This window comes from Rhizobium sp. SVR5-9E (genome assembly GCF_056755095.1).
Window position 1 is genome coordinate 26,578 of the sequence record NZ_JBNDHS010000057.1, and the last position, 14,286, is coordinate 40,863.

At 57.1% G+C, this 14,286-nt stretch carries 7 protein-coding genes and 4 pseudogenes; 9 read left to right on the forward strand and 2 right to left on the reverse strand.

Annotated features, from left to right (window positions below):
* Window position 1: 1 nt before the first annotated feature.
* Complete coding sequence (urtD, locus tag ACPYOJ_RS22705) at window positions 2–757, forward strand: urea ABC transporter ATP-binding protein UrtD (RefSeq protein WP_481418258.1); 756 nt, start codon at window positions 2–4, stop codon at window positions 755–757.
* A gap of 1 nt (window position 758) precedes the next feature.
* Complete coding sequence (gene urtE / locus ACPYOJ_RS22710) at window positions 759–1,454, forward strand: urea ABC transporter ATP-binding subunit UrtE (RefSeq protein ID WP_481418259.1); 696 nt, start codon at window positions 759–761, stop codon at window positions 1,452–1,454.
* A gap of 366 nt (window positions 1,455–1,820) precedes the next feature.
* Here urtE and ACPYOJ_RS22715 read toward each other — a convergent pair.
* Window positions 1,821–2,167 (reverse strand): annotated as a pseudogene (locus ACPYOJ_RS22715) (SDR family NAD(P)-dependent oxidoreductase); the annotation flags it as partial.
* A 231-nt stretch (window positions 2,168–2,398) separates the two neighbouring features.
* On the opposite strand from ACPYOJ_RS22715, the gene ACPYOJ_RS22720 reads away from it, so the two are divergent.
* Together ACPYOJ_RS22720 and ACPYOJ_RS22725 are read left to right on the forward strand one after the other, a co-directional pair.
* Complete coding sequence (locus tag ACPYOJ_RS22720) at window positions 2,399–2,587, forward strand: hypothetical protein (protein WP_481418260.1); 189 nt, start codon at window positions 2,399–2,401, stop codon at window positions 2,585–2,587.
* Window positions 2,588–2,721: 134 nt separating this feature from the next.
* Window positions 2,722–3,397 (forward strand): annotated as a pseudogene (locus ACPYOJ_RS22725) (HAD family hydrolase).
* Window positions 3,398–3,645: 248 nt separating this feature from the next.
* Here the strand turns inward: ACPYOJ_RS22725 and ACPYOJ_RS22730 are convergent.
* Window positions 3,646–3,909 (reverse strand): annotated as a pseudogene (locus ACPYOJ_RS22730) (low affinity iron permease family protein); the annotation flags it as partial.
* 483 nt (window positions 3,910–4,392) lie between these two features.
* Here ACPYOJ_RS22730 and ACPYOJ_RS22735 point away from each other — a divergent pair.
* The 5 genes and pseudogenes from ACPYOJ_RS22735 to ACPYOJ_RS22755 form a co-directional block, all read left to right on the forward strand.
* The gene (locus ACPYOJ_RS22735) at window positions 4,393–5,556 is read left to right on the forward strand and encodes a glycosyltransferase (protein WP_481418264.1); all 1,164 of its coding nucleotides are present in this window, start codon (window positions 4,393–4,395) and stop codon (window positions 5,554–5,556) included.
* Between the two features lie 152 nt (window positions 5,557–5,708).
* A complete protein-coding gene (gene glf / locus ACPYOJ_RS22740) occupies window positions 5,709–7,949 on the forward strand; it encodes a UDP-galactopyranose mutase (protein ID WP_481418261.1) in 2,241 nt (746 codons plus the stop codon).
* The gene (locus ACPYOJ_RS22745) at window positions 7,930–11,178 is read left to right on the forward strand and encodes a glycosyltransferase (RefSeq protein WP_481418262.1); all 3,249 of its coding nucleotides are present in this window, start codon (window positions 7,930–7,932) and stop codon (window positions 11,176–11,178) included. Before glf ends, ACPYOJ_RS22745 begins: the two co-directional genes overlap by 20 nt.
* Window positions 11,175–13,421: a glycosyltransferase gene (locus tag ACPYOJ_RS22750; protein WP_481418263.1), complete on the forward strand. Its 2,247-nt coding sequence runs from the start codon at window positions 11,175–11,177 to the stop codon at window positions 13,419–13,421. The genes ACPYOJ_RS22745 and ACPYOJ_RS22750 overlap by 4 nt, the downstream gene beginning before the upstream one ends.
* Window positions 13,422–13,507: 86 nt before the next feature.
* Window positions 13,508–13,858, forward strand: a pseudogene (locus tag ACPYOJ_RS22755) (DDE-type integrase/transposase/recombinase); the annotation flags it as partial.
* Window positions 13,859–14,286 lie beyond the last annotated feature (428 nt).

The window sequence follows — 14,286 nt, forward strand, 5'->3', positions numbered from 1 at the left end:
CATGATCCCTGACGTCAAACCCAACAGCGTGCTCTATCTCGATGGCGTGTCCGTCTCCTTCGACGGCTTCAAAGCGCTGAACTCGCTGTCGATCGTCATCGAGCCGGGCGAGCTTCGCGCCATCATCGGCCCAAACGGCGCCGGCAAGACGACGATGATGGATATCATCACCGGCAAGACACGGCCCGACGAGGGCGAGGTGTTCTTCAACGGCCAGACCGACCTGACGAAGCTCGATGAAGCCGACATCGCCCAGCTCGGCATCGGCCGCAAGTTCCAGAAGCCGACCGTCTTCGAAAGCCACACGGTCTGGGACAATCTCGAACTGGCCCTCAACCGCAAACGCGGCGTCTTCTCGACGCTGTTCTACCGTCTCTCGGATGACGACAAGGCGCGCATCGAGGAGATCCTCGAAACCGTGCGCCTGACGCATCGCCGTGACGAACTGGCTGCCAATCTTTCCCACGGGCAGAAGCAGTGGCTGGAGATCGGCATGCTTTTGGCGCAGGAGCCGAAACTGCTTCTGATCGACGAGCCGGTGGCCGGCATGACCGATGCCGAAACGGCCGAGACCGCGATCCTGCTCAAGGAGATCGCCAAGACCCGCTCCGTCGTCGTCGTCGAACACGACATGGGCTTCATCCGCGACCTCGGCGTCAAGGTGACGTGTCTGGCGGAAGGCTCGGTGCTCGCAGAGGGATCGATCGACTTCGTGAGCTCCGATCCGAAGGTGATCGAAAACTATCTGGGGCGCTGAGATGCTGACAGTTGAAAACGCAAACCTTTACTATGGCGCGGCTCAGGCATTGCGCGGCATCTCGGTCAAGGCGGACATGGGCAAGATTACTTGCGTGCTGGGGCGTAACGGCGTGGGGAAGAGCTCTCTTCTTCGCGCCGTTACCGGCCAGCATCCGTTGTCGGCTGGCAGTGTCAGCTTCAACGATGTGAAGCTGAACGGGCTGCCGCCGTTTGCCCGCGCCAAGCAGGGCATCGGCTACGTGCCTCAGGGGCGCGAGATTTTTCCGCTGCTGACGGTGAAAGAAAACCTAGAAACCGGCTTTGCTCCGCTTGGCCGCCGCGACCGCAACATCCCCGATGACATTTTCCGCCTCTTCCCGGTGCTGAAGTCGATGTTGTCGCGTCGCGGCGGCGATCTTTCGGGCGGCCAGCAGCAGCAATTGGCGATCGGCCGGGCGATGGTGACGCGGCCGAAGATCCTGGTGCTCGACGAGCCGACCGAGGGCATCCAGCCCTCGATCATCAAGGATATCGGCCGAGCGATCCGCTATCTGCGCGACACCACCGGCATGGCGATCCTGCTCGTCGAGCAATATCTCGATTTCTGCCGCGAGCTTGCCGACTACGTCTACATCATGGACCGCGGCGAGATCGTGCACGAGGGGCTTGCAGAGACACTGGATACGCTGGAGGCCCGTCGTCATTTGACAGTCTAGCTCCGTGGTAATCCATTTATCGCTAATCGCCGCTGCATGGCACTTCTCCTGAGAGGTGAGACTGCATAACCATCTTCGCCGGACGACTGTTGCGCGGATCGCTACGGCATATTTTTGGGCCCTGAAGAAGCCGTCTTGGCTCGGCCGACGGCAACGGCTTCGGATTGGATGCGGTCTGGCTTGGGCCGCGAAGCGATCCTCATCGCCGGGACTCACAGCGTTCGACCATATCGGCTAAAAATTGCTCCCGGGATTGTGGTGCTGCTCGAACGGCAAAAAAATCAAAACGTTGCGAGAGAATGCGTCCGAAGCGAAGACGCATTCTTTTTCCGTTCCCTTTAGTCGCCTTCTGTTACACGCTGGACTTCAAGTAAGGGCGAAGGCGTTGACCTTCGTGAGTTCGACCGAGCGCCCAAAGCCGCTCGGCTTCATTGGAATTGGTGCCGTAAGCCTTGACACCCATGAACGGTTCACCCGCCGGCTCCGCCCGGACGGCGATGTCGCAATCCTCGCAATAGACACCGCCCAAGCCATCGAGGAGCGACGAGGTCGCCTCCAGACTTGGGTCGCAGCGCCCTGGTCAGGCGTCTTGAAAGTTGGATCGGCCGGAGCACCGTTTTCGTCGACCAGCCTTCCCTGACCATTTCGCCTTGCCTCAAATGGCCTTGAAGCGGCATGAAAATCTTACCCGAATGGAGCGAGAAAGCGCGAACGCAACGAAGGGACTAGCTTTTTTCAAAGGCAGAGCTATTCTTGCTGCAGTGCAGCATTCGCAATCCTGGGATCGCCACTTACCAGTCGCTCCATAGGCGCGCAGCACTGTCGCGAGGTCGAGACAGCGAAGGCAACATAGACCTCGAAAGTGCTTCTGAGTCGAACCGACACAGGTCGACCGATAGGACAGAGTGCTGTGGCGGACAGCTCGTTAGCGAAGGAGATGTGCGATGAAGCGGCAGAAGCAGCAAAGCTATGCGCCAAAGCGGGAAGAAGACGGGTCGTGGTCAGTCACTGATCTAAGTACCGGAGAAGTGGCTATCCTAAGCTATGGAGTGGTCTTGGATGGCATGGATGAGGGAAAGTGCCTGGGCCTTGTGGATGTCAATGAATATGCCCAGGCTTCTTACCCTTCCTGATTTGTCTAAAATGGATTCAAGAAGGATTCAGTCTCACGGCGAGATCGCGGAACCTTAAACGGATCATCAAGCACTGGCCTCTGGCCAACTTTTCACGTCGGTCACCATCGGCCGCAGCACGAAAGGGCTAGGACATGCGTATCGAACACGCCTTTCTTTTCGACCTCGACGGAACCTTGGTTGATAGCGTCTATCAACATGTACTCGCGTGGAAGGAAGCGTTGGACGAAGAAGGAATCGAGCTTTCGATCTGGCGGATTCACCGAAAGATTGGGATGAGCGGCGGACTGTTCACCAACCAGCTGTTGAGAGAAACTGCCGTAGCGATAACTGATGAGAAAAACGAGCGCCTGCGTCAGCTGCACGCAGCTGCCTACCGTCGGCTGGGCAGCCAGATAAAGCCTCTGCCTGGAGCAGTCGAATTGCTTCAATGGTTGTCCAGCGAAAGGATACCCTATGCCGTCGCCACCAGCGGCAGGCTTGAGACAGCCGCGGTCAACGTTGCCGCTCTGGGTGTGAGACCCGAGATCGCTGCCAGTCATAACGAGAGATCAGGTGAAATATGCCAAGCCGGATCCTGATCTCTTCCTCGCCGCAGCCAAGGCTTTGAAGGTTCCTATCGAAAACTCTGTGGTCGTTGGAGACAGCATTTGGGACATGCTCGCTGCGATCCGCTGCCGGGCGCTCGGAATCGGCCTTCTCAGCGGGGGCTATGGCCGGGAGGAACTGCGCGACGCCGGTGCAATCAGGGTCTATGAGGATCCGGCCGATCTGCTGCACCACATCGATGAAGTCGGAGGCAGGAGATAGGTGTCGACGCCACGAGCCGCTACGACGGCCGCTTCCTCGCCCCGCTTGGCGTTCCGCTAGGCAAAGCCGCAGCCTGGCCCCTGGCGAGATACATGCCCGGCCGCTCGTCGCTGTCACGTGTCCCGCGCGTGATCCTACAGCTGGCTTTTCTCATGGGATCCGGTCAGGACAGCCATCATGACGCGATTGAGACATTGCAGAGGGGCCCGATGGCCTCTTAAATCCAAGCGAAATAAAGTAAGCTGCAGTCAAGCGGATGCCTTATCTCGCTTCGATGCTTTGTCGGCGACGCCTTCGACGCGTTCTGCTTGATCAGCAAGTGGCTTGCTCATCCGTCGCAAGGCCGCTTCGTCGAGCTTCTCGATGCCGACGAACTTGTTCTGCGCCTGAGACGTTAGGATCAGCTCGTCGAGCTTCGCCTGTAACGAATTGCCATCTCTATTCTGACTGTTCTGCAGGCCGAAGACCAATAGGAAGATGATGATCGTCGAACTGGTGTTGATGGCCAGCTGCCGAGGCACTTCAGCGGGAGTCTGTCCAGCGCGGCAAGCTGGTATCCATCAAAGACCTTGGAACCTTATGGCGAAATCCGAAAAGGGCCGTCCGACGTTGTACACAGAGGAAATGGCGACAAAGATAGCCGCGGTAACATACGAGGATTGTAGACTCAGTGCTTATCAAGACACAGCGTCTTCACCACAAACCGGCCAATCGTGCAGATCGCGCATCCTTTGCAGCGCACGGCGTGGTTTAAGAATGCTGAGCACCGGCCGGAGACATGCCCTCTATAGCAGGCGGCAGGCAGAAGACCGAAAGCCTGCGTCATCGAATCGCGCGAAGCCGAAAATTGTGCTCGTTAAATTCAGGGAACTCCTTCCTAGCTCTTTCGGTTGGGCAAAGGCGATGCAAGCCGCCGATGAATCAAAGTGGATTCAACAAGAGCAAGCCGTTGCTCTCAACAAGATCTTGGAGACACAGTTTTGATCATTAACTCAATGCGAAACTTCAGCCGTATTGTAGTTGTCAGCGACTTCCAAGATGGAGATTGGAGCGATCAAGAAATTCCATCTGCTAGTTGGTTTCGCGATCAGTGGCTTGCCGGCTCGCGTGGAAATGCTCCATTTGCCTTGAGATCTGCAGAAGCGGTCGAGGTCAGAGGAGGTTATCTCGAACGGCTTCCCCTTGCGGCTCTCAAAGCAGGTCTTGTTCAATGTGCCGAGATATGGACCCATTGGCGCGGCAACACGCCGCCTCCAAGTTCGATGGGATCCAGTCCGCTCCTCACCCGGCGTGCATTTCGACTGAACGGGTCAGATCCCCCCTTTGCTTCTAACGATATGCTGGGACACATCGAAGCATACGGTCCACCAAAGATCCTTTGTGTGTGGGGGCTCGGCGTCGATGAAGACATTATGGCGTCGTGTCGTGATAGCATAAAAATATACAATTCGATCGACGCGCCAGCGCTTCGTGTACCATTCCAGGTAAGCCGTCACTTCGACCTAATCCTGACTGGTGCCAAGTGGCAATCGGACGTAGTGCTCTCGCGTCATCCGCATGTGCAGACCGCAATAATGCCGATCGGGCCTGAATTTGCTTCAGACCTGACATTTACGCCTTTGAACCTGCCCAAGACCTACGACGTGATCTACGTTGCTGCCGCGCAGCCTTATAAGCGGCACGACATCCTATTTGCGGCCCTTGAAAGGCTACCCCGGTCAATACGAGCGCTCTGTGTCTGCGGATACGGCGAAATGATCGAAGATTTGCACCGACAGGTCACGGAGCTTGGCATTAACGTTGATTTTGTTGACCCACCGGGGGTCTCGTTCGACGAGGTAAACAGATTGATGAACCAGGCACGGCTCGGAGTGGTGTGTGGGATCGATGACGGCGCTCCGGCCATCCTAACCGAATACATGCTAGCTGGTATTCCAGTACTTGCTAACAGTCACCTCAAATGCGGCCTACAATACATCACACCTTTAACTGGGCGGACGGCGACGGCCGAGTATTTTCATATCGGCATCAGAGAAATGCTCGACAACCTCGACGAATTCACCCCTCGGGACGTCGTGCTCGCGAATTGGAGCTGGGCACATAGCGTGAGAAAGCTCGAGCGCATTATTAAATCGCTTCCCCCCTGGAACCTGTCCTGACGTTCGAAGTTTAGGAGGCTGTTTATTCGAGGTTGCTCATGGATCTTCTCCGCTCGTTATCACCATCCCTCGCTGCCTTGCCCTCCGATTCTCCACTCATGTGCTTCTCCCATCTGCGATGGGATTTCGTGTTCCAGAGGCCGCAACATCTTATGCAGCGTTTCGCACAGGAGCGGCAGGTATTCTTTTTTGAGGAATTCATACCGACGGATCATCATCTCGCCTATTTGGAGATCCATCCGTTTGAGGGTACGACAGTCAAGGCGATCCGCCCGCGCATACCGCACGAATGGGGCGAGGAGACCCGCGAGCGGTCACTCCGGCGCTTGCTTGACGATCTGCTTCTTCTCCATGGCGGCCGTCGACCGATATTGTGGTTCTACACACCGCTAATGTTTATGTTCGCTCGGCACGTCGACGCGGTCGCGGTTATCTACGATTGCATGGACGAACTCGCTAATTTCAAGTTCGCGCCCCCCGAACTGAAAATAGCAGAGGAGGCTCTGATGGCACGTGCTGACGCCGTCTTTACGGGCGGCGTCAGCCTCTACGAGGCAAAAAAAGATCGCCATGACAACATCCACGCTTTCCCTTCAAGCGTTGATGCCTTCCATTTCCACGCGGCGAGAAAAATTTTGCCGCAGCCGCCCGACCAGGCGGCGATTCCAGAGCCGCGCCTTGGATATTACGGTGTCATAGACGAAAGGCTTGATCTAGACCTGATAGGGACCGTGGCTGCGGCACGCCCCGAACTTTCATTCGTCATGCTCGGACCTGTAGCGAAGATTGCCCCCGAGGATCTGCCGAGAACTCGAAATATCCACTACCTGGGCCAGAAAGACTATGCGGAACTCCCCGCCTACCTCTCTGGCTGGGATGCAGCGCTTATGCCCTTTGCACTGAACGAAGCCACGCGGTTCATCAGTCCTACGAAAACCTTGGAATATCTTGCTGCGGGGCGACCTGTCGTAAGTACGCGCATTGTCGATGTCGTTCGCACTTACGGATCCTTACCGGGCGTCTATTTGGCGGACGATCCGGATGGGTTCGCCGACGCTTGCGATGCAGCAATCGTACAGGCTCGCTTTGATAACACCTGGGTAGACGCGGTAGATCATCTGCTGGGGCAATCGTCGTGGGATGCCACCTTCAGAAACATGTCGAGCATCATCGAGCGCACAGTGGCGAGCAGGGGCGCCGACCGCCCCGAACCCGCGGTTGCATACCTGCCCAAGGCTCACGCCCGTCTGCGGAAGCCTTATGATTATCTTATTGTCGGGGCGGGTTTTGCCGGATCGGTACTTGCCGAGCGACTAGCCGAGGACGGCAAAAAGAAAGTTCTTGTGTGCGACAGGCGACCGCACATCGCCGGCAACGCATATGATCATTACAACGAGGCTGGGATCCTTGTGCATAAATATGGTCCTCATATTTTTCATACCAACAGCGAGGATGTCTTCAATTATCTCTCTCGGTTTACGGCGTGGCGGCCATATGAGCATCGCGTTCTTGCACAGGTAGGCAATCTGCGGCTTCCGATGCCTATCAATCGCTCGACGCTGAACGAATTTTACGGGATCAATCTTTCAAGCGAAGCGGATGCCGCTCGATTTTTGGCAGAAAGGGCAGTTCCCTGCGATCCCGTCATGACGTCGCGCGATGTCGTGATTTCTCAAATTGGCTTGGACCTTTATCAAACTTTTTTCGAAGGCTACACTCGCAAGCAATGGGGGCTTGACCCGGCCGATCTGGATCGTTCGGTCACCGCGCGCCTTCCAACGCGCACCAACTTGGACGACCGTTATTTCCAAGACACGTTCCAAGCCATGCCACGCGATGGATACACCCGCTTGTTCGAACACATGCTAGATCATGAGAATATCACCGTCATGGTCGCAACCGATTTCAGCGACCTCAGGCGGGAGGGCCTTGCACCGCATCTTATCTTCAGCGGCCCGATCGACGAGTACTTTGACCATCGCTTCGGCACGCTGCCTTATCGAAGCCTCGAGTTTCGCCATGAAACTCAGGATTTGCGACGCGCGCTACCTGTCGCAGTGATCAACTATCCATTGGAGGACGTGCCTTATACTCGCGTCACCGAGTACAAGCATTTGACGGGCCAAGTACATCCAAAAACCAGTATCAGCTACGAATATCCCTGCGCCGATGGAGATCCCTACTATCCTATTCCACGGCCCGAAAACCAAGCGCTGTACAGGCGATACGAAGCGTTGGCGCGCGAGCAGTCGGAAGTGACCTTCGTCGGTCGCCTCGGCACCTACAAGTACTACAACATGGATCAGGTCGTCGGTCAGGCGCTTGCGACTTACAGGCGGTTGAAAAAGCGGCATGAGGGCAGGGTGATGGCCGATGTCCAGCGGGACCGATAAGCCACGCATTCTTTTGGCGACTGATAGTCTCGACCCGTCGGGCATGGGGGAGCACATGCTTGCGTTGGGCCGCGGGCTGACCGAGCGGTGGGACGTAACCCTGGCGATGATCGGCGAGGATAGGAGCGGCTTCCTTCCGCGTGCAGCGCGATATGGCCTTCGTGTAAAGCTCTCCAAAAATCACGATGACTTTCGCCACTGGTTGATGAGAGCAAACTTCGGTCTTTTGCATGTACATGCTGGTATTGGATGGGAGGGGCACCCGTTTGCCGCGGCTGGCACGGCGAAAGGCATCCCAATCATTAGAACTGAGCATCTACCCTATCTCCTGACAGACCCCGAACAATGCGCGCAATACCGTATTGAAACGGAAGCTCTTTCTCATCTCATCGTCGTGTCTGAGGCGTCGCGCGAAAGCTATCTGGAGCAGATTGGACGCGAACGTCTGAGCGTCGTTCACAATGGTGTTTTCCCCTTTCAGCGGTCGAACTCTGCCGCCAGGCTGAAACAGGAGCTGGGACTGGTCGGCAGGAGTGTTTTACTAACCGTGGCCCGCTTCTCTGCCCAGAAGGATCACGTGACGCTGTTGCGGGCACTGCCTTCTATACTTGAAGCCGAGCCGTCCGTGATATTGTTGCTTGCGGGGTCGGGCGAAGAGCGGGACGCCGTTGAGCATCGGGCGATTGAACTTGCCATAACCGACCATGTTCGCTTTCTCGGCCATAGATCGGATATCGCTGATCTGATGCGAATTTCCGACCTGTTTGTTCTTCCATCGCGTTTCGAGGGCCTGCCACTTGTCGTTCTCGAGGCCATGTCACTCGGCCTCCCGGTCGTCGCATCCAAAATTGCTGGGACGATGGAGGCATTGGGGAACGATTATCCCTTTTTCGCCGAACCGGGCGATCCAAACTCATTGGCGTTCGTCATCTGTCGCGCCCTCGCCGAACCACGCCGCTCGACGAACATCGGCGAGGAAGCTCGTAAACGCTACAAGGCCAAATTTTCTGCTCATCGAATGGTAGCCGAGACGGCGGCGATATACGACCGCTTCCTGAGCAACCCAACTCAATCCGTGCAAGAGGAAAACTTCATGGAAAAGACGCGTATCGCCTTCATTGGCGCCGGAGGTATCGCTCAGCGCCATCTCGACATTTTAGCTGAATTCGATGACGTCGATGTCGTCGGCTTCGCAGACCCCGACCTCTCGCGAGCCGATCAGGCGGCCATGCGTTTTGGCGCAAAGTCTTTTGCCCATCAACGCGAGATGCTGGCTACCGTTCAACCTGACGCTGTCTACGTCTGCGTCCCACCGTTTGCACATGGCGAGCTCGAGCTCGATTTGATCGAACGCCGCATTCCCTTCTTCGTGGAGAAGCCGGTGTCGTTGGACCTTGCCACCGCCGAAAAGATCTCGGCAGCCATTACCGACCAAAGCCTTATTACGGCCGTCGGATACCATTGGCGCTACCTCGATATCGTTGATGAAGCGCGCGGCCTTCTCGCCGAAAACCCAGCCCAGCTCTTATCAGGCTATTGGCTGGACTCGACACCGCCACCACGATGGTGGTGGAGGGAAGATAGATCGGGCGGACAGATGGTCGAGCAGACAACCCACCTGTTGGACCTTGTGCGCTTCCTGGTGGGGGAGGTCACCGAGGTGTATGGCCGCATTGGACACAAGGACCGGCCGGACTTCCCCGGCCTTGACGTTCCGACGGTAAGCACCGCGAGCCTGACCTTCGAAACAGGAGTGATCGCGAACATCGCTTCCACTTGTCTGCTCGGCTGGAATCACCGCGTCGGGCTGCACATTTTCGCCGATCGGTTGGCCATTGAATTGACCGATCGGGAGATCATGGTAGATGTCGGAAAAGGTCGACCGGTCCGGAGTGCGGACGGAGACCCGGTCTGGCGCGAGGATCGCGCCTTCGTGGACGCCGTGCGCGGAGGCGAGAGTCGCATTCGGTGCCCCTACAGCGAGGCACTTGCGACCCATCGTCTTGCTCACGCAATCGTTTCTTCCGCGCGCCTCGGAGAGCCAGTCCGTCTTGATCAGCCGCCGACGGAGCCGATTGCGCTCGCACCCCTCCAGTTCCGGCCCCGATCCGAGCCGCTGCGGGGGCTGCAGCCGGGTTATCGCGTGGTCCGCTCGCTCGGGGTCGAAGCCTCGGGTCAACCCTACTTTTTTGAATACGAGGAGGGGCCGCCGGGGGACGGCGAGGTACGGCTGGATACCATCTATACCGGTCTATCGGCCGGCACAGAACTTACCTTCTTGAAGAATACGAACCCATATTTCCGCTCACGCTTTGATGGCGAACGCGGAGTCTTTATAGAAAGTGAGCCTGAACTGCATTACCCTGTTCCATTCTTAGGGTATATGGAAGTCGCGCGCATATGCGACTCTCGTGTCGACTGCTTACCCCAGGGAGCGATCGTTGCCACGACGTATGCTCACAAGACGGGGCACATCGCGAACCCCGTCCATGATCTCCTCGTACCGCTACCTCCGGGAATCGATCCACTCCTCGGTGTCCTGGTCGCTCAAATGGGACCAATCGCGGCGAACGGCATCCTACATGCCGATGCAGAAGCATTTGGTGCAAACATTCCCTACCTCGGCGCTGGGATAAAGGGTCGTCCAGTGATCGTCATTGGAGCTGGAAGCGTGGGTTTGATGACGGCGCTATTTGCCCGATCGCTAGGAGCTTCCGACGTGGTGGTCGCGGATCCCTCTCATTTCCGGCGTGGCAAGGCTGAAGCCTTGGGGCTGCACGCCGTGTCGGAGGATCAGGCGTGGCAGCATGCTAAGGCCTACTGGCATGATGGTGCGATGGGGCGGGGCGCTGATTTCGTCTTTCAAACAAGGGCCCACGCTAGCAGCTTACATAGCGGGTTGAAGGCCTTGCGGCCGCAAGGAACGGTAATTGATCTCGCCTTTTATCAGGCAGGTGCTGACACCCTGCGGCTCGGTGAGGAATTTCACCACAACGGTCTCAACATCCGCTGCGCCCAGATCAATCGTGTCCCGAGGGGGCTCGCACCGTTCTGGAACCGACGAAGGCTTGCTCTTGCCACCGTAGACCTTCTGGCGACCGAAGGCGGTTCCATCCGAGAGCATATGATTACCCACGTCGTCCCGATGGATGACGCGCCGGCCTTTCTGAGGGATCTTCTTGAAAAACGCCTGGATTTCTTGCAGGTCGTATTCCAGGTGGGCGAATGAACACCGAAGCGATGCCCGTTCGCATTCTATTCGTTTTCGCGTGGCTGGTTGTCGGTGGCGAAGAAACCGAAGTTCGACTGCTCGCCAAGAACCTCGATCGAAGACGCTTTTTGATTGATGTCATCGCCTGTTTTCACAGACCCGGCATGCCGGAGCAAACCCACGAACAGCTTCGCGCCTTGGATGTCGATGTTGATACCACACCTTATGAGCTCTCATTTGAAGACACCGTGAACTATCTTGCCGCAAAGATCCCGAGCTATGACGTGATTGTTTCGTGCCAGAACGTCGCCGACGTTTATCCCGCTTTGGAGCGGTTGCATCTGCGGCCGCCGCTTATCGAGCATGGAGGGCTCGTCTCGGAAGCGCTGGCGGGACCGAAGCATTATACGACCCGATACGTTGGTGTGTGCCGTTCGATTCGTGATGCCGCAGCGTCTCGCATGCCGGGAAAAGAGGAGCTTGCGGTGGAGATCCCGTCTATGGTTGAAATCTCGGACGTCAAATCAACGTGCCGCCGTAAGATGAGGTCTAGTTTTGGAACAACTGACGACCAAATTCTAATCGGGTGGGTCGGCCGGCTTGATCCGAAGAAGAACGTCGAGGACTTTATCGAAGCCGCCGCCCTTGTCAGTGCCCGTGAGGATCGGGCCCGGTTCGTCATCGTCGGGGGGCCGGACGCTTTTAATCCGGGTTATGCGGAGGGATTGAAGGGACTGGCGCGCCTACGGGGCTTAAAGGATCGCCTTCAATTTCTTGGCGACCGCGAGGATGTCGTTGATCTGTTGGCGGCCTTCGATATCTTCGTCTGGCTCTCACGCGGAGAAGGTATGCCCCACGTCATTGCTGAGGCGGGTGCGGCGGGACTGCCCGTCATCGCCACGCCCGACAACGGCGCAGCTCAGCAGATTCAGGATGGCGTGTCCGGTATCTTTGTCCCATACAACGAACCGGAAGCGGTTGCCCGGCAGATCCGTCTGCTAATCGATGCTCCGGACCGCAGACGCCAACTTGGATTAGCATTACGGCGGAAGGTCGAGTTAACCTATTCTGTCGAAGCGTGTCTCCCTCAGTGGCAGAAACTCTTTGTCGAGGTTCTCGATGAGCGAAAGCCAGCGCATCCCACGGGGCTTTTTAGATCCTTCCTGCAAGGAGGCTTCGAGTGCTCAACTCATCGACTTAGGCCGGGTCACGACGAAGCCGGAGGCCGCCGCCTGGACATGATCGCGGCCGTCGAACATGACCGCTATGCGGCCCAGGACTATCAGCAGCTCGCAGGCTTCAACATCCGTACTGTTCGCGACGGGTTTCGCTGGCACATGATCGATAACGCCGGCAACTATGATTGGACGAGTATTCGGCCGATGTTGGAGGCGGCAGCCAAGACCGGCACACAGGTCATCTGGGATCTGCTGCATTATGGCTGGCCGAGCGATATCGATATTTGGTGCCCGCGCTTTGTCGATCGATTTGCGAGGTTCGCCGGCGCCTGCGCCAAGGTTGTTCGGGAGGAGAGTGATGATGTTCCCTTCTACTGCCCGGTAAACGAAATATCTTTCTTCTCATGGGGAGGAGGCGACGTAGGCTATTTGAACCCGTTTGCCTGCGGGCGAGGCTTCGAACTCAAAGCGCAGCTCGTGCGTGCAACGGTCTCGGCGATGGAGGCGATCCTTGCTGTCGATTCGCGTGCCCGCTTCGTTCATTGCGACCCCATAATCAACGTTGTCGCGGATCCTTTGCGTCCCTTGGAGAAAAGCGTGGCCGAGGCGCATCGGCTATCGCAGTTCCAGGGCTGGGACATGATCGCGGGTCGGCTGTGGCCGCAGATCGGAGGCAGCGAACGCCATCTCGACATAATCGGAGTCAATTACTATTTCGAGAACCAGTGGATACATGGGGGCGCTCCAATTGACATCGGCCACCCACTCTACAAGCCTCTCGCTAAAATCTTGATTGAGACCTATGCCCGCTATGGCAAGCCAATCGTGATCGCGGAGACAGGAATCGAGAACGAACGACGCGCTTCGTGGTTCGAGTACGTTGTCGCTCAAGCAGAGTGTGCCATGCGAGCCGGTGTTCCTTTGGAGGGAATTTGCCTTTATCCCGTGGTTAGTCACCCGGGTTGGGACGATGACCGACCGTGCGAGAATGGACTTTTAGCTTCAGAGGTCACACCGTTTGGACGTAAGTTTTACCAGCCCCTCGCGGCTAAGATAGGTGAGAACCGTCACGTGCTGACTTGAGAAGAGAACATGCATGCCGTTGCCGTACGACGCGGCGAAGGTCTGACGAGCATTCATTGTAGGTGTCAGTTCCCGTTTTCAGCGCAAGTGTTCGCAAGCGAAAGGTCAGGCGGCGTGTCGTGGGCACCTGTACGCCGATCCTGGCGCAAGCAAAAGCCAATGCACGCTGGTCACTGGATTTTGTCCACGACCAGTTCGCCCGCGGCAGGCGCTTCCGCGCGTTCAATGTCGTGGACGAAGCGACACGCGAGTGCCTGGCTGCGATCCCGGATACATCGATCTCGGGGTCGTGTCGCACGCGAACTGACCACGCTCATCGAGCGCCGCGGCAAGCCAGGTATGATCGTTTCCGATACGGGGACGGAGTTTACCTCGACACAATCCTAGCTTGGGCCAAGGATCACAAGGTCGAGTGGCACTATATTGCGCCAGGAAAGCGATGCAGAACGGCTGCGGATGCCCGCCGGGGCGGGGCAGTTTGACGAAACCAAGGGCAAGGAGGCGACAAAGCAGTTAAACTCGCCGCGCAATCCCAGACATCCAGCAATAAGACGCCCCTAATGTTCCGGTCGCGGTCGTATTAAACCGTGGCCTTGACCCATTGAGGGATTTCATTTTGTGGATGCTGTTCGATGAGGTGCGGCAAAGAAGCAATCTTTGAGCGAGCATTGGCGTTGCTGGAGACCGATCCAGCTGAGGACGTGGCATCACGACACCTGCCTCCTCCGCGGAGATGACCCCGTTCTGACCTGCCACTAAATTTTCATCCGATACGATTAGAGCTCGGCTGACCTGCCACTGAACTTTCATCCGACTGCGATTAGAGCCTCGGCGGCTTTCAATAGGCCAAATGGCGCGGTGGGAG